21 protein-coding genes and 1 riboswitch are annotated in these 23,793 nt (G+C 69.5%); of the genes, 18 read left to right on the top strand and 3 right to left on the bottom strand.

The window, feature by feature from the left end; genetic code table 11:
- Positions 1–24: 24 nt before the first annotated feature.
- The 13 genes from J7E45_RS16445 (at position 25) to argH (ending at position 16,238) form a co-directional block, all read left to right on the top strand.
- Complete coding sequence (locus J7E45_RS16445) at positions 25–672, top strand: amino acid ABC transporter permease (protein ID WP_091030416.1); 648 nt, start codon at positions 25–27, stop codon at positions 670–672.
- Positions 669–1,571, top strand: a complete 903-nt coding sequence (locus J7E45_RS16440) for an amino acid ABC transporter permease (protein WP_091030505.1) — start codon at positions 669–671, stop codon at positions 1,569–1,571. Before J7E45_RS16445 ends, J7E45_RS16440 begins: the two co-directional genes overlap by 4 nt.
- A 42-nt stretch (positions 1,572–1,613) precedes the next feature.
- Positions 1,614–2,654, top strand: a complete 1,041-nt coding sequence (gene pheS, locus J7E45_RS16435; RefSeq protein WP_167635006.1) for a phenylalanine--tRNA ligase subunit alpha — start codon at positions 1,614–1,616, stop codon at positions 2,652–2,654.
- A complete protein-coding gene (gene pheT / locus J7E45_RS16430; protein WP_215070732.1) occupies positions 2,654–5,164 on the top strand; it encodes a phenylalanine--tRNA ligase subunit beta in 2,511 nt (836 codons plus the stop codon). The genes pheS and pheT overlap by 1 nt, the downstream gene beginning before the upstream one ends.
- Positions 5,165–5,270: 106 nt before the next feature.
- Positions 5,271–6,233, top strand: coding sequence for an NAD-dependent epimerase/dehydratase family protein (locus J7E45_RS16425; RefSeq protein ID WP_215070730.1), 963 nt, complete (start codon positions 5,271–5,273; stop codon positions 6,231–6,233).
- 6 nt (positions 6,234–6,239) lie between these two features.
- A riboswitch (TPP riboswitch) is annotated at positions 6,240–6,333 on the top strand.
- Positions 6,324–7,172 carry a hydroxyethylthiazole kinase gene (gene thiM / locus J7E45_RS16420; RefSeq protein ID WP_215070728.1) on the top strand — a complete coding sequence of 283 codons (849 nt, stop codon included), beginning with the start codon at positions 6,324–6,326 and terminating at the stop codon, positions 7,170–7,172. It overlaps the preceding riboswitch by 10 nt.
- Positions 7,169–9,319, top strand: coding sequence for a bifunctional hydroxymethylpyrimidine kinase/phosphomethylpyrimidine kinase (locus J7E45_RS16415; RefSeq protein ID WP_215070726.1), 2,151 nt, complete (start codon positions 7,169–7,171; stop codon positions 9,317–9,319). Before thiM ends, J7E45_RS16415 begins: the two co-directional genes overlap by 4 nt.
- Positions 9,320–9,559: 240 nt before the next feature.
- On the top strand, positions 9,560–10,612 hold the full coding sequence (gene argC / locus J7E45_RS16410) for an N-acetyl-gamma-glutamyl-phosphate reductase (RefSeq protein ID WP_167635003.1): 1,053 nt from the start codon (positions 9,560–9,562) through the stop codon (positions 10,610–10,612).
- A complete protein-coding gene (argJ, locus tag J7E45_RS16405) occupies positions 10,609–11,766 on the top strand; it encodes a bifunctional glutamate N-acetyltransferase/amino-acid acetyltransferase ArgJ (protein WP_215070724.1) in 1,158 nt (385 codons plus the stop codon). Before argC ends, argJ begins: the two co-directional genes overlap by 4 nt.
- The gene (argB, locus tag J7E45_RS16400) at positions 11,763–12,680 is read left to right on the top strand and encodes an acetylglutamate kinase (protein WP_215070722.1); all 918 of its coding nucleotides are present in this window, start codon (positions 11,763–11,765) and stop codon (positions 12,678–12,680) included. The genes argJ and argB overlap by 4 nt, the downstream gene beginning before the upstream one ends.
- A complete protein-coding gene (locus J7E45_RS16395; RefSeq protein ID WP_167635002.1) occupies positions 12,677–13,882 on the top strand; it encodes an acetylornithine transaminase in 1,206 nt (401 codons plus the stop codon). The genes argB and J7E45_RS16395 overlap by 4 nt, the downstream gene beginning before the upstream one ends.
- Positions 13,879–14,808, top strand: coding sequence for an ornithine carbamoyltransferase (gene argF, locus J7E45_RS16390; RefSeq protein ID WP_091030455.1), 930 nt, complete (start codon positions 13,879–13,881; stop codon positions 14,806–14,808). The genes J7E45_RS16395 and argF overlap by 4 nt, the downstream gene beginning before the upstream one ends.
- Positions 14,808–16,238 carry an argininosuccinate lyase gene (gene argH / locus J7E45_RS16385; protein WP_215070720.1) on the top strand — a complete coding sequence of 477 codons (1,431 nt, stop codon included), beginning with the start codon at positions 14,808–14,810 and terminating at the stop codon, positions 16,236–16,238. The genes argF and argH overlap by 1 nt, the downstream gene beginning before the upstream one ends.
- Before the next feature lie 30 nt (positions 16,239–16,268).
- On the opposite strand, the gene J7E45_RS16380 is transcribed toward argH, so the two are convergent.
- Complete coding sequence (locus J7E45_RS16380; protein ID WP_215070718.1) at positions 16,269–16,853, bottom strand: DUF1349 domain-containing protein; 585 nt, start codon at positions 16,851–16,853, stop codon at positions 16,269–16,271.
- A gap of 60 nt (positions 16,854–16,913) precedes the next feature.
- Here J7E45_RS16380 and J7E45_RS16375 point away from each other — a divergent pair, with 60 nt between their 5' ends.
- Positions 16,914–17,558, top strand: a complete 645-nt coding sequence (locus tag J7E45_RS16375; RefSeq protein WP_091030464.1) for a SatD family protein — start codon at positions 16,914–16,916, stop codon at positions 17,556–17,558.
- Positions 17,555–18,382, top strand: coding sequence for a hypothetical protein (locus tag J7E45_RS16370; RefSeq protein WP_215070716.1), 828 nt, complete (start codon positions 17,555–17,557; stop codon positions 18,380–18,382). The genes J7E45_RS16375 and J7E45_RS16370 overlap by 4 nt, the downstream gene beginning before the upstream one ends.
- A gap of 7 nt (positions 18,383–18,389) precedes the next feature.
- Here the strand turns inward: J7E45_RS16370 and J7E45_RS16365 are convergent, their stop codons facing one another.
- Positions 18,390–18,746 (bottom strand): MerR family transcriptional regulator, encoded by a 357-nt coding sequence (locus J7E45_RS16365; RefSeq protein ID WP_091030470.1) that lies wholly within the window; start codon positions 18,744–18,746, stop codon positions 18,390–18,392.
- Between the two features lie 53 nt (positions 18,747–18,799).
- Between J7E45_RS16365 and J7E45_RS16360 the strand changes: the two genes are divergently transcribed.
- From J7E45_RS16360 to J7E45_RS16350, 3 genes are read left to right on the top strand one after another with little or no spacing between them, the layout of a single operon-like run.
- Entirely contained in the window at positions 18,800–19,753 is a 954-nt protein-coding gene (locus J7E45_RS16360; RefSeq protein WP_215070714.1) for an aldo/keto reductase, read from the top strand.
- Positions 19,754–19,792: 39 nt separating this feature from the next.
- The gene (gene tyrS / locus J7E45_RS16355) at positions 19,793–21,094 is read left to right on the top strand and encodes a tyrosine--tRNA ligase (protein ID WP_208617620.1); all 1,302 of its coding nucleotides are present in this window, start codon (positions 19,793–19,795) and stop codon (positions 21,092–21,094) included.
- Positions 21,095–21,122: 28 nt separating this feature from the next.
- On the top strand, positions 21,123–21,917 hold the full coding sequence (locus tag J7E45_RS16350) for a DUF4184 family protein (protein ID WP_215070712.1): 795 nt from the start codon (positions 21,123–21,125) through the stop codon (positions 21,915–21,917).
- On the opposite strand, the gene J7E45_RS16345 is transcribed toward J7E45_RS16350, so the two are convergent.
- A complete protein-coding gene (locus tag J7E45_RS16345; RefSeq protein WP_251054534.1) occupies positions 21,902–23,245 on the bottom strand; it encodes a CoA transferase in 1,344 nt (447 codons plus the stop codon). The genes J7E45_RS16350 and J7E45_RS16345 overlap by 16 nt on opposite strands.
- Between the last annotated feature and the right edge of the window lie 548 nt (positions 23,246–23,793).

Raw genomic sequence — 23,793 nt, 5'->3', positions numbered from 1 at the left:
GAACACGAATCGACAGGAGCAGCCGTGGGAGTCATCAGCGACCACCTCGATCTCTGGGGTGAAGCACTGTGGGGAACGATCGTGCTGTTCCTGGGCGGCGGCCTCATCGCCCTGGTGCTGGGACTGATCGTGGGAGCGGCCCGGGTCTCCCCGGTGCCGATCGCCCGGGCAGTCGGCGGCATCTACGTGAACTGGATCCGCAACACCCCGCTCACCCTCGTCATGTTCTTCTTCGCGTTCTGCCTGCCGATCCTTCTCGGCGAGCGGGTGAACGCCCTGCTGCTGGCGGTCATCGCGCTCGGGCTCTACACGGCGACCTACGTCGCCGAGGCTCTGCGGGCCGGCATCAACACGGTGCCGGTCGGGCAGGCCGAGGCGGCGCGGGCGATCGGCCTCAACTTCGGCCAGGTCATGCGCTACGTCATCCTTCCGCAGGCCACGCGCTCGGTGGTCCCGCCGATGATGAGCGTCCTGATCGCCCTCATGAAGAACACGACGGTGGCGGCCGGCTTCTCGGTCGTCAACCTCGGCACCATCCGCGCGGCACTCAGCGAGCGCGGCGAGAACGCCCTCGTCGTCCTGCTGTGGGTCATGGTCATCTTCGTGGTGCTGGTGCTGCTGCTCGCATGGGTGCAGCGCACGCTCGAGAACAAGTGGAGGATCGCGCGATGAGTTCCGTCCTGTTCGATGTCCCCGGCCCCCGGGCCATCGCCCGCAACCGTCTCATCGGAGTCGCGACGGTCGTCGTCGTCCTCGCCGTGCTCGGCTGGGTCGTGTGGCGGCTGTTCGCCACCGGGCAGTTCACCGCCGAGAAGTGGAACATCTTCACGTTCTCCGCCGTCTGGGTCCGTTTCGGCGAAGGACTGCTGGCCACGCTGGCGGCCTTCGGTGCCGCCGGAGTCGGCTCGATCATCCTCGGCTTCGTCCTCGGCATCGGTCGTCTCTCGGAGCATGCCTGGGTGCGTGAGCCGGTCCGCTGGATCATCGAGGTTCTCCGGGCCGTGCCCGTCCTCGTGCTGATGATGCTGCTGTACTACGGCCTGCCCGTGCTCGGTGTGAAGATGCCGCCGTACTGGGCGGTCGTCATCGCGCTCATCGTCTACAACGGGTCTGTGCTCGCCGAGGTGCTGCGCGCCGGCATCGAGTCGCTTCCTCGCGGACAGCAGGAAGCGGGTTACGCGATCGGACTGCGCAAGACCGGGGTGATGTACTTCATCCTGATCCCGCAGGCGGTGCGGGCCATGATGCCCGTAATCATCGCGCAGCTCGTCGTCGCGCTGAAGGACACCGCGCTCGGCTTCATCATCACGTACCAGGAACTCCTCTACGTCATCAACCAGATCGGCAATCAGGCGCCCTACGGCTCCCCGCTGATCCCCGCCGCGATCATCGGCGGATCGATGTACGTGGCCGTGTGTCTCCTGCTCTCCTACGTCGCCTACCGTCTGCAGCGTCGCGCCAAGCGCTCGCCGAAGGCCGGTCCAGCCGTGCCCGATCCCCGTCAGCACGGCGGCGAGACGAACACCTCGCTCATCGTGCTGCAGGGGGATGGCGCCGAGCCGACGCGCTGATCCGCGAAAGGGACCTGCGCGCCCCCGGTAGACTCGATTCTCGTGTCAGAGTCTCCTGAAATCACCCCGGAAGCGGTCGAAGCCGCTGTCGCCGACGCCCTCGCGGCGATCGCCGCAGCCGCAGACACCGCCGAGCTGAAGGCGGCTCGTGCCGCACATGTCGCGGAGGGTTCGCCGCTCGCGGTCCTGAACGCCTCGATGCGCCAGGTCGCCCCCGAGAACAAGGCCGCGTTCGGCAAGCTCGTGGGCCAGGGGCGCGGACAGGTCACGCAGGCGCTCGCTGCCAAGGAGGCCGAGCTGTCCGCCGCAGAGGTCGCCGCGCGCCTCGAGTCCGAGCGCATCGACATCACCGCCGTGCCCTCGCGCACTCGGGTGGGCGCCCGGCATCCGCTCACGCTGCTCCAGGACCAGGTCTGCGACATCTTCGTCGGCATGGGCTGGGAGATCGCGGAGGGACCGGAGCTGGAGCACGAGTGGTTCAACTTCGACGCCCTGAACTTCGACGTCGACCACCCCGCCCGCCAGGAGCAGGACACGTTCTACGTCGACCCGCCCTCGCGTCACCTCGTGATGCGCACGCACACGAGCCCGGTGCAGGTGCGGTCGATGCTCGACCGCGAGGTGCCGATCTACGTGCTCTGCCCGGGGCGGGTGTACCGGACCGACGAGTTCGACGCCACGCACCTGCCGGTGTTCACGCAGTTCGAGGGTCTCGTGATCGACAAGGGCATCACGATGGCGCACCTCAAGGGCACGCTCGATCACTTCGCGAAGCAGCTCTTCGGCCCCGAGGCCGAGACGCGCTTCCGCACCAACTACTTCCCCTTCACCGAGCCCTCCGCCGAGCTCGACCTGTGGCACCCGACCTTCAAGGGCGGCGCGCGCTGGATCGAGTGGGGCGGCTGCGGCATGGTCAACCCGAACGTGCTGCGCGCGGCGGGGATCGACCCCGAGGTGTACAGCGGCTTCGCGTTCGGCATGGGCATCGAGCGCGGACTGATGTTCCGCAGCGACGTGCAGGACATGCGCGACATGGCCGAGGGTGATGTCCGTTTCAGCGAGCAGTTCGGGATGGTGGTGTGATGCGCGTCCCGCTTTCGTGGTTGCGTGAGTACGTCGATCTGGCAGCGGATGCCACGCCCGAGGATGTCCTCGCGGCACTGGTGACCGTCGGCTTCGAAGAGGAGGACGTGCATCGGTTCGAGATCGCAGGTCCCGTCGTCGTCGGGCAGGTCGTCTCGATCGAGGCCGAGCCGCAGTCCAACGGCAAGACCATCAACTGGTGCCAGGTCGATGTGGGCGAGGCGAACGGCGGCATCCGCGGGATCGTCTGTGGCGCGCACAACTTCGTCGCCGGAGACAAGGTCGTCGTCACCCTGCCCGGCGCCGTGTTGCCGGGGCCGTTCCCGATCGCCGCCCGCAAGACCTACGGTCACGTCTCCGACGGCATGATCGCCTCGGCGCGCGAACTGGGCCTCGGCGACGAGCACAACGGCATCGTCGTGCTCTCCGACCTCGGCATCGACGCGCCCGTCGGTGCCGACGCGATCGCCCTGCTGGGCCTCGACGACGTCGCGGTGGAGATCAACGTCACGCCCGACCGCGGCTATGCCTTCTCTCTGCGCGGTGTCGCCCGCGAGTACGCGCACGCCACGGGGGCGGCCTTCCGCGACCCGGCGGAGCGCGACTTCGCCGAGCTGCAGCCCGGCACCGGACACACGACCGTGGTCGACGACGTCGCGCCCGTGCGCGGTCGTGTCGGCGCGAGTGAGTTCGTGACCCGCGTCGTGCGTGACGTCGACCCCGCGCGTCCGACCCCGCCGTGGATGATCGCGCGGCTCAGCCTCGCGGGCATGCGCTCGCTCGGCATCCTGATCGACATCACCAACTACGTGATGCTCGAGCTGGGGCAGCCGCTGCACGGCTACGACCTCGACAAGCTCGCCGGCGGAATCACGGTCCGCCGTGCCACCCCCGGCGAGAAGATGACCACCCTCGACGGCGTCGAACGCGCTCTGCACGTCGAAGACCTGCTCATCACCGACGGGTCCGGCCCGATCGGTCTGGCCGGCGTCATGGGCGGCGGCACCACCGAGATGAGCGAGACCACGCGGAACGTGCTCATCGAGGCGGCGAACTTCGACCCGATCACGATCGCCCGTACGGCACGTCGGCACAAGCTGCCGAGCGAGGCGTCCAAGCGCTTCGAGCGCGGCGTCGACCCGCTCATCCCGTTCGTGGCCGCGCGCCGGGCAGCCGACCTGATGGTCGAGCTCGCCGGTGGCACTCTGACCGAAGAGGGCGGTGCGCTGTTCGCCGAGGTCTTCGTCGAAGACATCGCGCTCCCGGCGGGCTTCGTGCAGGGACTCATCGGCGTCGACTACACCGACGACGAGATCACCGGTGCGTTGACCACCATCGGCGCGGACGTCGCCGCGTCGGAGGACGGCTCCGGCTGGACCGTGATCCCGCCGACCTGGCGCCCCGACCTCACCGACAAGTGGACGCTCGCCGAGGAGGTCGCCCGTATCCACGGCCTCGACCGCATTCCCTCCGTGCTGCCGACGCCGCCATCCGGTCGTGGGCTCACCGCACATCAGCAGGGTCGCCGACGCGTGGCTGACGCCCTCGCGGCCGCCGGTCTGGTCGAGACGCCGTCGTTCCCGTTCACGACCGAGGTGCAGAACGACCTCCACGGCTCCGCCTCGGGAGAGCACCTGCCGAGCATCCGCCTGGCGAACCCGCTCGACGGGCAGGCGCCGTTCCTGCGCCGCTCGCTCATCCCCGGCCTGCTGCAGACCGCGCACCGCAACATCTCGCGCGGACTCACCGACCTGGCGATCTTCGAGACGGGTGCCGTGTTCCTCCCGGAGCCGGGTGTCGAGTACGGCACTGACGACGTGCCGCCGCTGGGTGAGCGTCCGTCGGACGAGACACTCGCGGCATTGAACGCCTCGATCCCGCCGCAGCACCGGTTCGTCTCGGCGCTGCTCACGGGCCACGTCGCGCCGCGTCAGCCCGGACGCCCCGCCGAGGCCGCCGGCCTGACCGAGGCGCTGGACGCGGTCCGTGTGATCGCGGCAGCAGCCGGAGTCGAGATCGATGTGATTCAGGCTGAGCGTGCAGCACTGCACCCGGGTCGTACCGGATCGCTGCGTGTGGCCGGTGAAGAGGTCGGCTACGTCGGCGAGCTGCACCCCGCCGTGGCCGAGGATGCTGATCTCCCCGGACGCGCGACCGTGCTCGAGCTCGACCTCGACCGCATCCTGACGCTCGCGGGTGGGCGGGTCGTCGCGGCCTCGCTGTCGACTTTCCCCGCCGCCACCCAGGACGTCTCGCTCACGCTGCCCGCGGAGGTGCCGGCCGCCGACGTGCAGGCCGCACTCGCCGAGGGTGCGGGTGCGCTGCTCGAATCGGTGCGACTGGTGGACGACTACCGCGGCGAAGGTGTGCCGGAAGGCTCGAAGAGCCTGACGTTCGCACTGCGCTTCCGCGCGGACGACCGTACGCTCACGGCAGCCGAGGCCACGGCGGCCAAGCTCGCCGGTGTGGAGGTCGCTGCCGAACGCTTCGGGGCGGCATTGCGCGACTGAGCGCGACTTCGCTCAAGACGGGCGCCCCGATGGTCGGGGCGCCCGTCTCGCTCTGCTCTGAGCGGAAGGACTTCCTTACGCGTCGGCTTCCTGGTGACATGGGTCCATGACCGACGTGCTGATCCTCGGCGGAACGGGCTGGCTCTCCGGGCGCATCGCCCGCCTATGGCTGGACGCGGGAGCGACGGTGACCTGTCTCGCCCGCGGCGGGAGGCCTGCGCCCGACGGGGCCGTGCTCGTGCGTGGCGACCGCGACGATCCCGCGGCGTACACCGAGCTCGCCCGACGAGACTGGGACCACGTGGTGGATATCTCGTCGCAGGCGTCTCACGCCGTAGCGGCCGTCGACGCTCTCGGAGAGCGAGCCGCGCGATGGACCTACGTGTCCTCCATGTCGGTCTACTCCGACGACGAGACGGTCGGTGCGGACGAGTCGGCTCCGCGGCATCCGCCCGCCCGACCCGGTGACGAGTACGAATACGGGGCGCAGAAGGCGGCGGCGGAAGACGCCGTGGGTACCCTGGGCGATCGTGCGCTCATCGTGCGACCCGGGCTGATCGTGGGCGACGGCGACCCGAGCGATCGATTCGGGTATTGGGCAGCCGCCTTCGCGCGGGCGGGTATCGGGCCGGTGCTGCTGCCGCCGCTCGAGGGGAGGAGCGCCCAGGTGATCGACGTGGACGACCTCGCTGACTTCATCGTCGCGACGACCAGGAGCGGGCCGGTCAACGCCATCGGGGACGGGCATTCCCTCGGCGACGTGCTGCAGGCGGTTCGCGCGGCAGCAGGCCAGACCGGCGAGACCGTCGTCGCCGAGGAGGAGTGGCTCGTCGCACGCGAGGTCGCGCACTGGTCGGGACCGAGATCACTACCGCTGTGGCTGCCGCCGGAGATGACGGGCTTCATGACCCGGTCGAACACGGCGTACCGCGAAGCGGGTGGTCGGCTGCGCCCTCTGACCGACACCATCCGCGCCGTCGTGGCCGATGAGCGGGCGCGCGGCATCGACCGCGACCGCCGTGCCGGACTCACCCGGGCGGAGGAGTCGGCTCTGCTGGCCGATCGCTAGACTGCGAGCAGTGACACGGGGTGCCGCATCCGCGGCTGAGAACAGACCCGTCGAACCTGATCTAGTTCGTACTAGCGAAGGGATGTCGCGATGAGCGATCTTCTGCGTCCTGATTCCACCACCGATCTGCCCGGCGCCGCCGCGGCCCTGTGGGAGGTGCTGCGCGAGACGCCACCGTTGACCCACTGCATCACCAACACGGTCGTCACCGGGTTCACCGCCAACGTACTGCTCGCGCTCGGCGCTGCGCCCGCCATGGTCGACATCGTCGGAGAGGCCGAGATGTTCGCCGGTGTCGCCTCCGGTGCGCTGATCAACCTGGGGACGCCCACCCCCGAGCAGCGGGCGGCGAGTCTCGAGGCCGCCGCCGGGGCTGCAGCCGCCGGAACCCCGTGGGTGCTCGATCCAGTCGCGATCGGGGCTCTGCCGATCCGCACTGCCTTGGCGCACCGGCTGGCGGAACAGCGTCCGACGGCGATCCGCGGCAACGCTTCGGAGATCCTCGCGCTCGCCGGCCTCAGCGCCGGCGGCCGCGGGGTGGATGCGACGGACAGCACGGATGCCGCAGCCGACGCGGCCGCTGCTCTCGCGCGACGGACGGGTGCCGTGATCGCCGTGTCTGGTCCGATCGACTTCCTCACCGATGGGGAGCGGGTGCTGCGCCTCGCGAACGGGCACGAGCTGCTGACCAAGGTCACCGGCGGGGGCTGCGCTCTCGGGGCGGTGATGGCGGCATTCCTCGGTGCCGCGCGGAACACCGAGCACGACGCGCTCACGGCCGTCGCTGCCGCGAGCCTCGTGTACACGATCGCGGCCGAGCGCGCCGCCGCGATCGCGACCGGCCCCGGCAGCTTCGCCGTGGCGCTGTTGGACGCCCTCGCCACCGTGGGCGCCGCCGACGTGATCGCGGACGCCCGTGTGGAGGTGGGGGCGCTGTGAACGCCGATCTCTCCCTTTACCTGGTCACGGATGCGGGTCTCTGCGGCGACCGCGGCGTCGTCGATACCGTCCGCCGTGCCGTCGACGGGGGCGTGCGCATCGTGCAGCTCCGCGACAAGACCGCATCCGATGCCGAGACGGCCGAGCAGCTGCTTGCACTTTCGCAGGCGATCGACGGTCGTGCGCTGCTCGTGGTGAACGACCGACTGGATGCCGCGATCGCCGCCCGCGCCCGCGGTGCACGCGTCGACGGCGTGCACCTGGGTCAGGGGGACGCTTCGGTGCTGCAGGCGCGCGAGGCTCTCGGGCCGGATGCGCTGATCGGCCTCACCGCGAACAGCGCAGCGCACCTCGACGCGGTTCGCGCGTTGCCTGCCGGAACCGTCGACTATCTCGGCGTCGGGGTGATCCGTCCCACCTCGACCAAGCCGGATCACCCCGAGCCCCTCGGCGTGGACGGGTTCCGTGACTTCGTGACGCGCAGCCCGCTCCCGTGCGTGGCGATCGGCGGTGTCGGCATCGACGACACCGAGGCGCTTCGTGAGGCCGGTGCCGCCGGGCTGGCCGTGGTCTCGGCGCTGTGCGCGGCCGACGATCCCGCCGAGGCCGCCCGCGAATTCCGGCGACGGTGGCTCGCGGGCTCCGTGCCGCGCGTGCTCAGCATCGCGGGGAGCGACCCATCGGGAGGAGCGGGCGTCCAGGCCGACCTCAAGTCCATCGCCGCGAACGGCGGGTACGGCATGGCCGTCCTCACGGCGCTGACCGCGCAGAACACACAGGGTGTGCGGGCGGTGCATGTGCCGCCGGTGGACTTCCTCCGCGCGCAGCTCGACGCGGTGTCGGACGACATCGTGATCGACGCGGTGAAGATCGGGATGCTCGCCGAGACCGAGGTGATCCGCGCGGTGGGCGAGTGGCTCGACCGGGTGCGTCCGCCTGTCGTCGTGCTCGATCCGGTCATGGTCGCGACCTCGGGGGACCGGCTCCTGTCGTCGGATGCCGAGGCGGAGCTGCGTGGTCTGCTCGGCCACGCGACGCTGATCACCCCGAATCTCGCCGAGCTCGCGGTGCTGTCCGGCCGTGACATCGTCGACTGGGCGGACGGCATCGTCGCCGCCGAGGAACTGTCGGCCGAGATCGGTGCCGCCGTGCTCGTCAAGGGCGGTCACCTCACAGGCGACGAGGCCCCGGACGCCTTGGTCGACGCGCGGCGCGGGCTGCGTCAGGAGTTCACCGGGCCGCGCATCGTGACGTCGAGCACGCACGGCACGGGCTGCTCGCTCTCTTCGGCCCTGGCCACGCTGCTGGCGCAGGGCAATGAGCCCGAGGAGGCGGTGCGCGCGGCACGCGCCTGGCTGCGCGAATCCCTCCGCGCGGGGGACGGGCTGCGCGTGGGGCGCGGACACGGACCGATCAGCCATTTCGCCGGGCTCTGGGAGCGTGGTGGCACGGCGACGCGACCGGGGTCGACCGACATCGCCGCGGACTGGTGGCAGGAGATCGCCGGCATCCGCGCGGGGATCGACGAGCTGCCGTTCATCCGCGCGCTCGCCGACGGCTCTCTCGAGCGCGCGCCGTTCCTGTCGTACCTCGCCCAGGACGCGCTGTATCTGCGCGACTATGCCCGGGTGCTGGCCGAAGCCGCCCGCCTCGCGCCGACCTCGGCCGAGCAGGCGTTCTGGGCGGACTCCGCCCACGGTTCGATCGTCGGCGAGCTCGAACTGCACGCGTCGTGGCTGACCCCGTCGCAGGGGGTGAGCGCGGCGACGTTCGCGGCGGAGCCCTCGTCGGCGACGACGGCGTACCTCGATCACCTGCGGTCCGTGGCCTTCGGCGGCGACTACGCCGAGATCGTCGCCGCCGTGCTCCCGTGCTTCTGGCTCTACACCGATCTCGGCCGGCGCCTGCACGCGGGAGAGTTCGGTGAATACGCGACGGATCCGCAGCACCCCTATGCGTCCTGGCTCACGACCTACGCCGATCCCGCCTTCGAGGAGGCGACCCGCGCGGCGATCGGCTACGCGACCGCGGCCGCTGCGGCGGCGGATGACGACACCAGGACGAGGATGCGGCGGGCGTTCGTGTCATCGAGCGCGCATGAGCGTGCCTTCTTCGCCGCTCCGCTGGAGTCGCCGCCCCGCGGATGACGGTCCGGATTTGCGGTGGCTGCCGGGGCCGCGCTACTGTCGCGACATGCCTTCGGCCGCCACCGCTTCTTCGACGCTCGCTCCGAGCGTCATCGCTGTGCGCCGACGCCGCGGCCGCCGACTGTAGGCGACCCCGCCCTCCTGCCTGCGCCCGCGCGGCGGTCGAGAGCCGGTGTCGCCGCCTCCGGCCCCGCCCCCGGTCCTCCTTTCGAGGGAGGACCCGACCGTTAAGGTAGAAGCATGACGTATACCGTCGCCGTCTCCGGCGCATCCGGCTACGCAGGCGGCGAGATCCTACGCCTCCTGGCCGACCATCCCGACATGGAGATTCGCACCGTCACGGCGCATTCGAACGCCGGACAGCCTCTCGTCGACCACCAGCCGCATCTGCGCTCGCTCGCGCACCTCACCCTGCAGGACACGACGCCGGAGATCCTCTCCGGCCACGACATCGTGTTCCTCGCGCTTCCGCACGGGCAGTCGGGGCAGTACACCGACGCTCTGGGTGACGCGCCCCTCGTGATCGACGCGGGCGCCGATCACCGGCTCACGTCGGCGTCGGCATGGGACGCGTTCTACGGCGGCGCCTTCCACGAGCCGTGGACATACGGTGTCCCCGAGCTTCTGGTCGACGGCGTGAAGCAGCGCGAGCACCTCCGCGGGGCGACGCGCATCGCTGCCCCGGGCTGCAACGCCTCCACGGTGAGCCTCAGCCTCGCCCCGGGTGTCGCGGCCGGAGTCATCGACCCCGCCGACATCGTCTCGGTGCTGGCCGTCGGCCCGTCCGGAGCCGGCAAGAGCCTGAAGACCAACCTCCTCGGCAGCGAGATCCTCGGCACCGCGAACCCCTACGCGGTCGGCGGAACCCACCGGCACATCCCCGAGATCCGCCAGGCGCTCGCCGCGGCGTCCGGGGCCGATGCCGCGAGCATCCGCATCTCGTTCACCCCGGTGCTCGTCCCGATGTCGCGGGGAATCCTGGCCACCTCGACGGCGCCGATCGTCGACGGTGCGACCGATGCGCAGATCCGCGACGCCTGGCAGAGCGCCTACGGCGACGAGACGTTCGTGCAGCTGCTGCCCGAGGGGCGGTTCCCGCGCACGGCCGACGTGCTCGGAGCCAACACCGCGCTCATCGGCCTCGCGATCGATCGCGCAGCCAACCGGGTCACGGTGGTCACCGCGGTCGACAACCTCGTCAAGGGCACCGCCGGCGCTGCCATCCAGTCCATGAACATCGCGCTGGGTCTTCCCGAGAACCGCGCCCTCTCAGTGAACGGAGTCGCGCCGTGAGCGTCACCGCCCCCGCAGGATTCGAGGCGGCCGGAGTCGCCGCAGGCCTGAAGTCCACCGGCAAGCCCGATGTCGCCGTCGTCGTCAACCGGGGACCGCGCAAGGTCGGCGCGGCCGTCTTCACCAGCAACCGCGCCAAGGCGAACCCGATCATCTGGTCGCAGCAGGCCGTCGCCGACCGCATCGTCGAGGCCGTGGTGCTCAACTCCGGCGGGGCGAACTGCTTCACCGGGGCCTTCGGGTTCCAGACCACGCATCAGACCGCCGAGAAGGCCGCCGAGCTCCTCGGCGTGAGCGCCGGTGACGTGCTGATCTGCTCGACCGGACTCATCGGCACCGGCGACGAGACATTCCGGCAGCGGGTGCTCGCCGGCACGGAGCAGGCGATCGCCGCACTCAGCACCGACGGAGGCGACGCTGCCGCGCAGGCCATCATGACCACCGACACGGTCGCGAAGACCGCGGTGATCAGCCGCGACGGCTGGACGATCGGAGGCATGGCGAAGGGCGCGGGAATGCTCGCGCCAGGGCTCGCCACGATGCTCGTGGTGATCACGACCGACGCGGTCCTCGAACCGCTGCAGGCCGACGAGGCGCTGCGCCGCGCGACCGGGCAGACCTTCGACCGGCTCGACTCCGACGGGTGCATGTCGACGAACGATCAGGTGACGCTGCTGGCCAATGGCGCATCCGGAGTCGTCCCGGACCTCGACGAGTTCGCCGCCGCACTGACCGAGCTGTCGCAGGAGCTGGCGGTCAAGCTTCAGGGCGACGCCGAGGGCGCCAGTCACGACATCACCATCGAGGTGCAGCACGCGGTGTCCGAGCAGGACGCGGTCGAGGTCGGCCGGTCGGTCGCGCGCAACAACCTCTTCAAAGCCGCGATCTTCGGAAACGACCCGAACTGGGGTCGAGTGCTGGCCGCGATCGGCACCACGAGCGCGCAGTTCGACCCGTACGACGTGGACGTGTGGATGAACGGCGTGCGCGTCTGCACGGAGGGCGGCCCGGATCGCCCCCGCGAAGAGGTCGACCTGACGCCGCGCGCCACGCACCTCGTGATCGATCTGAAGGTCGGGGATCAGGCGGCCACCGTGCTCACGAACGACCTCACCCACGACTACGTGCACGAGAACAGCGCGTACGCCTCATGACCGACATCCAGGACACTCCCGCCGAGGTCGCCGCGCAGAAGGCCACCACCCTCATCGAGTCGCTGCCGTGGCTGAAGAAGTTCCGCGACCAGATCGTCGTCATCAAATACGGCGGAAACGCGATGGTGTCGGAGGAGCTGCAGGACGCGTTCGCGCAGGACATCGCCTACCTCCGCTACGTCGGAGTGCTGCCGGTCGTCGTGCACGGCGGCGGTCCGCAGATCTCGAACATGCTGCAGCGACTCGAGATCCCCAGTGAGTTCAAGGGCGGCTACCGCGTCACCAACACCGAGGCGATCAGCGTCGTGCGCATGGTGCTCACCGGTCAGGTCAACCCGCAGCTCGTGACCAAGATCAACTCCCACGGGCCGATCGCGACCGGTCTCAGCGGTGAGGATGCGGGTCTCTTCGGCGGACGCCGTCGCGGTGTCGTGATCGACGGCGAAGAGGTCGACCTCGGCCGTGTCGGCGATGTCGTGGAGGTCGATCCGACCCCCGTGCTCGATCACCTCGCCGCCGGCCGCATCCCGGTCGTGTCGAGCATCGCGCCCGACCTCGATCACCCGGGTCAGTCGCTCAACGTCAACGCGGATGCCGCAGCCGCCGCACTCGCGGTGTCGCTGAACGCGCGCAAGCTCGTGATCCTCACGGATGTACCGGGTCTCTATGCCGACTGGCCCCACCGTGACTCGCTCGTCTCGCACCTGACGTCGGAAGCCCTCATCGAGATGCTGCCGAAGCTCGAGTCGGGAATGATCCCGAAGATGCGCGCCTGCCTGGACGCGGTCGAGGGTGGCGTCGATGCGGCAGCGATCATCGACGGCCGAGTGCCGCATTCGGTACTCGTCGAACTTTTCACCAGCAAGGGAATCGGGACCGAAGTGGTCCTGGGAAAGAATGAGGTGACGGCATGACCGTCTGGCAGGACGACGCGGCACGCGATCTCGTGCTCAACGCAGGGGACCGGCTTGCGATGCTGGTCCGTGGCGAGGGCTCGCACGTCTGGGACGCCGACGGCCGACGCCACCTCGACTTCCTGGCCGGCGTCGCGGTCACCTCCCTCGGGCACGCGCACCCGGTCTTCGTGGAAGCTGTCTCGAAGCAGGCGGCCACGCTCGCGCACGTGTCGAACTACTTCGCGACGCCGCCGCAGCTCGCCCTCGCCGCGCGACTCAAGCGCTTGGCCGGTGCCGGTCTCGACGGTCGGGTGTTCTTCTCGAACTCGGGTGCCGAGGCCAACGAGGCCGCGTTCAAGCTCGCCCGCCTGCACGGCGGCACCGAGCGCCCGCGCATCCTCGCTCTCGAAAACGGCTTCCACGGCCGCACCATGGGGTCGCTCGCACTGACCGCGAAGGTGTCGATGCGGGCGCCGTTCGAGCCGATGCCTGCGGGCGTCGAGCACATCCCCGCCACGATCGAGGCGCTGGAGGCGGCGATGGACGACCGTGTCGCCGCCATCATCGTCGAGCCGATCCAGGGCGAGGCCGGTGTCGTCGAGCTGCCGGAGGGCTACCTCGCGGCCGCCCGCTCGCTGACACTCGCGCACGGGGCGCTGCTCATCCTGGACGAGATCCAGACCGGCGCTGGTCGCACCGGCGCGTGGTTCGGCTTCAGCCATGAGGGCATCACGCCCGATGCCATCACCCTCGCGAAGGGCATCGGCGGCGGCTTCCCGATCGGAGCCCTGGTCACCTATGGGGCGGCCAGCTCGCTCTTCACCCCGGGATCGCACGGCTCCACCTTCGGCGGCAACCCGCTCGCGACCGCGGTCGCCGATGCGGTGCTCACCGAGATCGAGAGCGCGGGGCTGGTGGAGAATGCGGCTCGCCGCGGTGCGGAGCTGCGCGAGATCCTGCTCGGCATCGATTCCCCGCTGATCGACGGTGTGCGCGGACGCGGACTGCTGGTCGGCGTCGCGCTGACCGAACCGGTCGCCGGTGCCGTCGTCGCCGCCGCGCAGGAGCGCGGTCTGATCGTGAACGCCGCCAATCCCGAGACCGTGCGCATCGCACCGGCTCTCACGATCGGCGACGCCGAGCTCGCCGAGTTCCGCGAGCTGTTCACCGCCGCTCTCGCCGACGTCCAGGCCTCTGTTGCCGGAAAGGTATCCGCATGACCCGCCACCTGCTGCGTGACGACGATCTGACGCCCGCCGAGCAGGCCGAGATCCTCGATCTCGCCATCGAGCTGAAGAAGGATCGGTGGGCGGACAAGAGCCTCGCGGGTCCGCAGACCGTCGCGGTGATCTTCGACAAGTCCTCCACGCGCACCCGCGTCTCGTTCGCGGTGGGCATCGCCGATCTCGGCGGGTCGCCCCTCATCATCACGACCGCGAGCAGCCAGCTCGGCGGCAAGGAGACGCCCTCCGACACCGCGCGGGTGCTCGAGCGCCAGGTCGCGGCCATCGTGTGGCGCACCTACGCGCAGTCCGGGCTCGAGGAGATGGCGGCAGGCACGCGTGTCCCCGTGATCAACGCGCTCTCGGACGACTTCCACCCGTGCCAGCTGCTGGCCGACCTGCTGACGATCCGTGAGCACAAGGGCGCGCTGAAGGGGCTCACGCTCACGTTCTTCGGTGATGGGCAGAGCAACATGGCGCACTCCTACGCGCTCGCGGGCGTGACGGCGGGAATGCACGTGCGCATCGCGTCGCCCGAGGACTACGCGCCGCGGGCGGATGTCATCGAGGCTGCGGACCGCCGTGCCGCCGAGACCGGTGGTTCGATCACGCTGTACACCGATCCGGTGGAGGCCGCAGCGGGTGCCGACGTCGTCGTCACCGACACCTGGGTGTCGATGGGCAAGGAGGAGGAGAAGCTCGCGCGCATCCGCGATCTCGGCGGCTACAAGGTCACGCCCGAGACGATGACCCTCGCGGACCCCGAGGCGATCTTCATCCACTGCCTTCCCGCCGACCGCGGCTACGAGGTCGACTCCACCGTCATCGACGGGCCGCAGAGTGTGGTCTGGGACGAGGCCGAGAACCGACTGCACGCGCAGAAGGCGCTCCTGGTCTGGCTGCTCGGCAAGAAGGACGCCTGATGACCGACTCGACGCACGAAGGCACCAACGAGGGCGCGCTCTGGGGTGCCCGCTTCGCCACCGGGCCGTCGCCCGAGCTGGTGGAGCTCAGCCGCTCCACGCACTTCGACTGGATCCTCGCGCCGTACGACATCGCCGGCTCGCATGCACATGCCACGGCGCTCGAGGCTGCCGGGTATCTCGAGCCTGATGAGGCTCGGCGGATGCACGACGGGCTGGATGCCGTGGCGCGCAAGGTGGCCGACGGCACTCTGCGCCCGGTGCCCACCGATGAGGACGTGCACGGCGCCCTCGAGCAGGCACTGATCGCCGAGCTCGGCCCTGAGCTCGGAGGCCGCCTGCGTGCCGGCCGGAGCCGCAACGACCAGATCGCGACGCTGGTGCGCATGTACCTGATCGACCACGCGCGGGTGATCGCCCGCGACATCCTGCGGGTGATCGACGCGCTGGTCGCCCAGGCCGAGGCGCACCCCGATGCCATCCTCCCCGGGCGCACGCATCTGCAGCATGCGCAGCCCGTGCTCGTCGCCCACCACCTGCAGGCGCACGGCTGGCCGCTGGTGCGCGAGCTCGAACGCCTCGTGGACTGGCGCCGTCGCGCCGGTGTCTCGCCCTACGGCGGGGGAGCACTGGCCGGTTCCACGCTCGGTCTCGACCCCGCGCTCGTCGCGACCGAGCTCGGCCTCGATCGTCCGGCCGAGAACTCTCTCGACGGCACGGCCGCCCGCGATGTGGTGGCGGAGTTCGCGTTCATCACGGCGATGACCGGAGTCGACCTCTCGCGGCTCTCCGAGGAGATCATCCTCTGGAACACCCGCGAGTTCGGTTTCGTCACCCTCGACGACGGCTACTCGACGGGGTCGAGCATCATGCCGCAGAAGAAGAACCCCGACATCGCCGAACTCGCCCGAGGCAAGTCGGGCCGTCTCATCGGCAACCTCTCCGGATTGCTCGCCACGCTCAAGGGACTCCCGCTCGCGTACAACCGCGATCTGCAGGAGGACAAGGAGCCGGTCTTCGATTCGGTGCAGACGCTCGAAGTCGTGCTCCCCGCCTTCGCGGGGATGGTCGCCACGCTGCGTTTCGACACCGAGCGGATGGCGGCGCTGGCACCGCAGGGCTTCTCGCTCGCGACCGATGTCGCGGAATGGCTCGTGAAGCGGCGGGTGCCGTTCCGCGACGCCCACGAGATCTCGGGTGCGCTCGTGCGCGCGTGCGAGGAACAGGGGATCGGGCTGGAAGACGCTTCCGACGAGCTGCTGCTGTCGGTGTCGCCGCATCTCGTACCCGAGGTGCGTGAGGTTCTCACGATCGAGGGTTCGGTCGCGTCTCGGACCGGCGTCGGCGGCACCGCACCGGTCCGCGTCGCCGAGCAGCGCGCCGAGCTGGTCGCCCGGGCCCAGGCCGCCGCTCACGCACTCGGCCTGTAGCCGGACTCGCGGTCGGCGGCCGTGTCGAGCTCAGTGCAGTTCGGCGTCGGCCGCGGACCGCACCCACTTGGTGAAGCGCACGGTGAGACCCGCACGAGTGGGGGCGGCGAGGAAGGGCCCGGCGGATGCCGCAGCCTGGCCGTCAAACGGAGCGACGCGCACGAGCCGCCACGGCTCATCGTCGGCGCGCGCCCGCACGATCACGGAATCCGCCCAGCGGCTGACGCGCACCGTGATCTCCGTCTCGAGCCACTCGTCGACGAAGCCGACCGACCAGTCCGACGCACCGGCGGTGACCACGGCACCGAGCCCGAGGTGGTCGTCGGCGTACTCGACGCCGGTCTTCACCCAGTGCTCATCGTCGATGCGTACGAAGACCCCGGCCTGGTCGAACTGGCCCTCCCACGGCGCGCGGAACGACACCTCCATCGCCTCGCCCACGGCGAGCGGCGCGAGCAGGGCGTGTTCGGTGTCGTGCACGAACCCGTAGGCGGTGTGCCGCCAGGCGTCACTGCCTTCGACGGCGGTGACGTCGAGGTGTTCGACGTCGTCGACTGCGGCGGGGGCGTGGGTCCAGGTTCCCTCGGACCAGGCAAGAATGCTCGAATCAGGCATATTTCCAATCCATAACCACATAGTGCATATATCTAAGAATATTCCTGATAAGGTTATCGCATGGTCATCGCTGTGATCGCAGACATCGTGGGCTCCCGTGAACTCGGGGACCGCGGTGCCGCGCAGCGCGTGCTGGACGAGACCATCGCGCAGGCCGAGAGCGACCTCCCGCTGGCGGCGCAACCGTTGACGCCCACGGTAGGGGACGAGCAGCAGGGCGTCTACCGAGAGCTCGGCGATGCGCTCCGCTCACTCTTCCTGATCCAACTGCGACTGCCCGAAGGGATCGCCTTCCGATTCGGCATCGGCGTGGGGGAGGTGCGCGCCGTCGCCTCCGTGCACGGCGAGCTCGCCGACGGGCCCGGCTGGTACGCCGCGCGGGCCGCGATCGAGACCGTGCACTCCCGTGAGCAGCGCGCCGTGCCGCGCACGCGCACCTGGATTGTCGGAGCCCCGGGCCAGGATGAGGTCATGGCGTCGACGATCGCAGTCTCCAATGCCTACCTGCTCGCGCGTGACGAGCTCGTGGGCGCGATGAGCGCGCGGGAGCGGCGGCTCACCTACGGGCGCCTGGTCGGACGCTCGCAGCAGGAGCTCGCGGCCCAGGAGGGCATCTCCCAGCCGAGCGTCTCGAAGTCGCTGCGCCGCGCCGGATCCGCCGCGCTCATCGAGGGGCTCGACGCTCTGAGAGGGGAGTCGGCATGATCGTCGCAGGATTCATCCTGCTCGCCATCGGAGCCGCAGACCTCGTGCGGCAGTTCGTCCCACGGCGGTGGATCGGATATCTGGCCGCGGCCGTCGTGCTGCTGCTGCTCGGCAGCGTCAGCGACGCTCTCCTCCCGATGATCGCCGCGCTCGTGTCCGGCGCGCTCTGGGTCTGGTGCATGCCCGACGGGCGGGCGTCGCGCGCCGGCTTCTGGCCCGCCGTCGTCCTCGCTCTCATCGTCGTCGGAGCCGTGATCTCGATGGGCGCACGCGCCCGAGCCGGTCTCATCGGCGAGGTGTGGCAGCTGCGTTCGCCGTTCGGCGAGGTCACGTTCGACCTCGCGATGCTGGTGCTCGGGGTGTCGGCGTTCCTCCTCGAGTCCGCGAACCTCGTGGTGCGCGCCGCTCTCGATGGGGAACACACTTGGCGCCCCGCGGAGCAGATCGCCGAGCCCGCACGGGCCGTCGAGCCCGCCACCGTCGCCGATGCCGCGTCAGATGACGCGGAGGCGCGTCAGGCCCTCGCCGAACCGACAGCAGGCCCGATACCTGTGGGGGAGACCGCCCCCGATCCGCGGGCGGGCTTCCAGGGCGGGCGACTGATCGGTCCGCTCGAACGCATCCTCGTCTTGATCCTCACGCTCGCCGCCGCATATCCGATCCTCGCGGCGATGCTGGCGGCGAAGGGGATCGTGCGCTTCCCGGAGATATCCCGCGACGGCGAGACCGGCGCCAGAGCCGAGTACTTCCTCGTGGGCAGCCTTGTCAGCTGGGTCATCGCCCTCGGCGCCGCCTTCCTCGTCTGGTGGGCGGCGCACAGCTGACGGCGGTTCAGTCCAACGATCGGTACCAGTCCAGCTTCTCCGCGAGACGCCGCTGCTGTGCGAGGACCTCGGCGAGCTGCCTCTCGACCGTCATCGCATGCTCTTCGAGAAGCGCTATCCGCTCCGGGATGGAGTCTTCGCGCTGGCAGAGCCGGCCGTAGCGGCGCAGTCGTTCCACCGGCATGCCGGTCTCGCGGAGGCACTTGAGGAACTCGAGAAGTCCGAGCTCGACATCGGTGTACGCACGATGCCCGCCGGCCGTGCGCGAAACCGCGGGAAGGATGCCCTCGCGCTCGTAGTACCGGAGCGTATCGATGCTGAATCCGGAGCGGGCAGCGGTCTCCGCCGGCGTGTACGTGGTCATGGCTCGAGCATAGGACTTGACCTGGAGTGCGCTCCAGGTTGCACAGTGAAGTCATGACCAACCGGAACACCCTTGCATCCCCGCTCGTCCTCGGAGCGATGTCGTTCGGCACGCTCGTCGACGAGGAGACCTCTTTCGCTCTGCTCGACCGCTTCGTCGACCGTGGCGGCATCTGGATCGACACCGCCGACTGCTACAGCTTCTGGACGAGCGCGACAGGGCAGGGGGGAGCCTCCGAAGAGGTGCTCGGACGCTGGCTGGCGGCGCGACCGGATGCACGAGCGCAGATCCGCATCTCGACCAAGGTCGGTGCCGAGCCGCTGTGGCCCGGCTCCTGGCCTGAGCACCGGGCGGGGCTCGCTCCGCGGGCGATCCGAGCTGCTCTCGAGGGCAGCCTCGAACGCCTGGGCGTCGACAGGGTCGACCTGCTCTGGTTGCACCAGGAGGATCGGACGGTCGCCATCGAGGACACAGTGGACGCCCTCGCGGCGCTCACTGCCAACGGGACGGTGAGTCGAGTCGGTGCCTCCAACCACCCGGCCTGGCGCATCGAGCGCGCCCGTGCGCATGCGAGGTCCATCGGCAGCGTTCCCATCGACGCGTTCCAGTTGAACAGCACCTATCTGCGCACGCGACCGGGGACGCGTCCTCCCGGAGTCGCGCACCCCTTCGGCGTCTTGAGCGACGAGCAGCGGGACTTCGCCCTGGCGAACGGGATCGAGATCTGGGCGTACACCCCGTTGCTCTCCGGCGCCTACGACAACCCGGCGAAGCCCGTGCCCGAGGTGTATGACCACCCCGGGACAGCGCGTCGGCTCGCGGTGCTGAACGAGATCGCGGCGGCGCGGGGCGTCGGCCGAGGGCAGATCGTGCTGGCGTGGCAGCTCGCGCGCGGCATCCGTCCTATCCTCGGCGGCAGCAAGCTCGCTCAGCTGGATGTCGCGATGGATGCCTCGTCGATCACCCTGTCCGACGAGGAGATCGCGCTCCTCGACGAGCCGGTGTGAGGCGATTCGACGGTGCGCGGCGCTGATAGCCTGGAGCGCGTGTCAACTCCCGATCTGACGACCGCACCCCAGGCGATCGACCCCGCGTTCGAGAACGTGTGGGACGAACTCGTGTGGCGTGGCCTGGTCCAGGTGTCCACCGACCAGGAGGCGCTGCGCGCCCTGCTCGCGGGAGACCCCATCACGTATTACTGCGGGTTCGACCCGACGGCACCGAGCCTGCACCTGGGCAACCTCGTGCAGCTGCTCACGCTGCGTCGCATCCAGCTCGCCGGGCACAAGCCTCTCGGTCTGGTCGGCGGGTCCACCGGACTCATCGGCGATCCGCGCCCCACGGCAGAACGCACACTGAACACGCGTGAGACCGTCGAGGAGTGGGTCGGGCGCCTGCGTGCGCAGGTCGAGCGCTACCTCAGTTTCGAGGGTGACAACGCCGCCCGCATCGTGAACAACCTCGACTGGACGGCGCCGCTGAGCGCGATCGACTTCCTCCGGGAGATCGGCAAGTACTACCGCGTCGGCACGATGCTCAAGAAGGATGCGGTCGCCGCGCGGCTGAACTCCGATGAGGGCATCAGCTACACCGAGTTCAGCTACCAGATCCTGCAGGGGATGGATTACCTCGAGCTCTACCGCCAGTACGACTGCGTGTTGCAGACGGGTGGGTCCGACCAGTGGGGCAACCTCACCAGCGGGACGGATCTGATCCGTCGCGCAGAGGGATCGTCCGTGCATGCGATCGGGACGCCGCTGATCACCAACAGCGACGGCACGAAGTTCGGCAAGAGCGAGGGCAATGCGATCTGGCTCGACGCCGAGATGTGCAGCCCGTACCGGATGTACCAGTTCTGGCTGAGCACCGCGGATTCCGACGTCGTCGACCGCCTGAAGGTCTTCACGTTCCTGAGCCGCTCGGAGATCGAGGAGTACGCCGAACTCGTGGCGGCGGAGCCGTTCCGCCGCGCCGCCCAGAAGCGTCTCGCGCTCGAGGTGGTGGCGACCGTGCACGGCCTCGACGCGGCAGCGGCGGTGATCGCGGCATCCGAGGCTCTGTTCGGGCAGGGTGATCTGACCGCGCTGGACGCGGCAACGCTTCGCACCGCGCTGGAAGAGCTCCCGAACGCGACCATCGCCGCCGGCACCCCGGTGGTGGAGGTCCTGGTCGCGACCGGGCTGGTGCCGAGCATCTCCGAGGCGCGGCGGGCGATCGCGCAGAACGGTGTCACGCTCGACGGCAAGCGCGTCGAAGACGAGACTGCCACGGTCCAGGGGACACTGCCCGGGGGAGTGTCCGTAGTCCGTCGTGGCAAGAAGACCCTTGCCGGCGTGTTCCTCGGCTGAGCTTTCGCTCTTCGGATAGCAGAGACGGATGCCCTTCACTCCCAGTCACGCGCTCGTCGCGCTGCCGTTCATCCGGACGCCGCTGGTGCCGGCGGCGATCGCGATCGGTGCCATGACGCCGGATCTGCCGTTGTTCGTGCGCGGTGTCGGGCTGAACTACTCGTTCACCCACACGTTCGGCAACGTCCTGTGGACGGCACTGCTCGCGTTCGTCCTCTTCCTCATCTGGCGTGTGATCCTGCGTCCCGCAGTGCCGGAACTCGCGCCGCTGTGGCTGGCGCGTCGGCTGCCGGAGGACTGGAGCGAGGGCGGCGTCGAGGCCGCGGGTCGAGCCGTCGGCGTGGGGGAGAAGCGCTGGTACCCGGTGCTTCTCGCGGTGTCATTCCTGATCGGCGTGGCCTCGCACATCCTCTGGGATCTCTTCACGCATGAGGGTCGTGTCGGCGTGGAGTTGCTCCCCGGGCTCGATGCGATGTGGGGTCCGCTGCCCGGATTCAAGTGGCTCCAGCACGGGTCGAGCGTGATCGGCCTGCTCATCATCGGTGTCTGGGCGCTGCTGTGGCTGCGTCGGCGGGAAGCGCAAACGAGTGTGACTCAGTGGCTGCCGCAGGGAGTGCGCATCGCGTGGTGGGTCTCGCTTCCGGTGATCCTGGTCGCCGCGCTCATCTGGGGGATCATCGCGTTCGGCCCGATCGACGCGGAGTTCACCGTCCAGCATCTGGCCTATCGCGTGCTGCCTCCAGCATGTGCACTCTGGGGAGCGATCACGTTCGTGCTCTGCGTCGTCCTGGCGGTTCGCGGCCGTCGTCACCAGCTCGGCTGATCCGACCCCCAGGGGTGCGGAGCGTCGAATTCGAGACCGGTCATCGCCGGTCGCGAGGTCACGAGCGCTGTGCCGTCGACTTCGAACCGCGCCAGGTGCGGGCGGATGTCGAACTCGACTTCGCCGTGCGGTTCCCGGTCGCGCGGCATCCCGAGCAGTTCGGCGGCGATGCGACGGAGCGACGTGCCGGTGTACCAGGACCCCCCCTCGCGCATGCGGCGTTGCAGCAGCGTGGTCACCGCAGCGGCCAGCAGGTACCCGGCGCTGTGGTCGAGCGCCTGGGCGGGAAGCGTGCCTGGGCGGTCCCCGTCCGGTGACTCGATGAGCGCGATACCGGATGCCGCCTGCACGAGACTGTCGAAGCCCGCGCGATCGGGATGATCCACACCCCAGGCGCTGAGCTGGGCGACGACAAGATTCGGATACCGTTCGGCGAGCACAACCGGGTTAAGGCCGAGTCGGTCCAGGGCGACGGGGCGGTAGCCGAGCACCACGGCATCGGCGGCCGCGAGCAGTTCGTGCATCCGCTCGGTGCGCGCATCCAGGAGCGCCGAACGCTTGCCGTGTCCGGTGTCGAGGTGCTGCCACTCGGGCTCGGGCAGGTGCGGCGGGTCGATGCGCAGCACGTCGGCGCCGAGGAGGGCGAGCGTGCGGGTGCAGACGGGGCCGGCGATCACGCGGGTGAGGTCGAGCACGCGCATACCGGCGAGGGGAAGACGATCGTCTTGCGGCGCCGTCGCTCGTGAGTGGTGTGGGTGGCGACGTGCGGAGGTGGCGATGTGTCGGACCTCGAGAAGCGGAGCCGCTCGGAGGGCTCGATCAGCGGCGGGGTCCTCGGCGGACACGGCGACGGCGAGTCCACCGAGCCGAGTGATCGCCGCGACGGCATCAGCCGTGGTTCGCTCCTCGAGTGCGGCGTGGACCGCATCGGCGTCGGCGTCATCCTGCAGTCCGAGTGCGGTGCGCAGAGCGGCGGCGTGATGCGGGTAGTTCCCATGGGTCCTGACCCATCCGTCCGTGGTCCGCCAGAAGCCGGAGTAGGGCGACCACACCGGGGGAGCGCCGCCGTCGATCGCGAGCACTCGATCACTCCGGTAGGCGGTGGCCACGCGGTGCGGGTCGATGACCGTGGGAGAGAGCCCAGCGGCGAGCATGGCAGAGGCCACGCTGGCCCAGGCGATCTCGGCGGTCGCCAGCCTGGAGGGGAGCGGGACCGTCGCGTGAGTGTCGAGCGCTGGACCGACAGGAGGGAGATCGAGCAGGATCCTGACCCGATCGAGCAGAGCAGCCCCTGGACTGATGGTCGGGTCATCGGTGGGCGAGAGCATGGCCAGATCGTACTCTCGAGCGCTCCTGGCGGCGAAAATCAGGGCTGATCCGGAGTAAAGCACCGAGGGTGCCTGCACGACACGCCCGGGGTGTATGCCCCGATTTGCCAGAACCCCAGAACCCCCGTAACTTATTACTTGTTCGCCCCACAGGGAAGCGGAGGAGCCAAGAGCTTCACCCCCCTCAAGCGGAGAACCACTCCCGATCCACTCTCACTTGAGAGATCAGGCGCTTGCGTCTAGGATAGGGAATCCACCTCTTCTGCGGCTGTCATCAGCTGCGCTGCGGATCTCTGATTCGCACGGCGCGCCGATTTGACAAGCGGGACAGGGTGGGTAAGATAGAGAAGTTGCCCTGCGGGCCTGGCTGTGATGGCTGGGTCGTGGGAGCATCCGATCCTTGAGAACTCAACAGCGTGCACTTGTCAAATGCCAAATTATCCTCGTCTCCACTTCGGTGGGGGTGAGAATTCCTTTGGATCAAAGACCAACCTCCTTGTGGGGTTGGCAACGGATAAAGTCAGCAATGAATTTGTCTCTTTGGTCAG

It is taken from the genome of Microbacterium sp. ISL-59 (genome assembly GCF_018613945.1).
In the GTDB taxonomy this organism is placed as follows: Bacteria; Actinomycetota; Actinomycetes; order Actinomycetales; family Microbacteriaceae; genus Microbacterium; species Microbacterium oxydans_B.
Note: the sequence above shows the minus strand (reverse complement) of the source record. Positions and strands in the feature narration are given on the sequence as shown.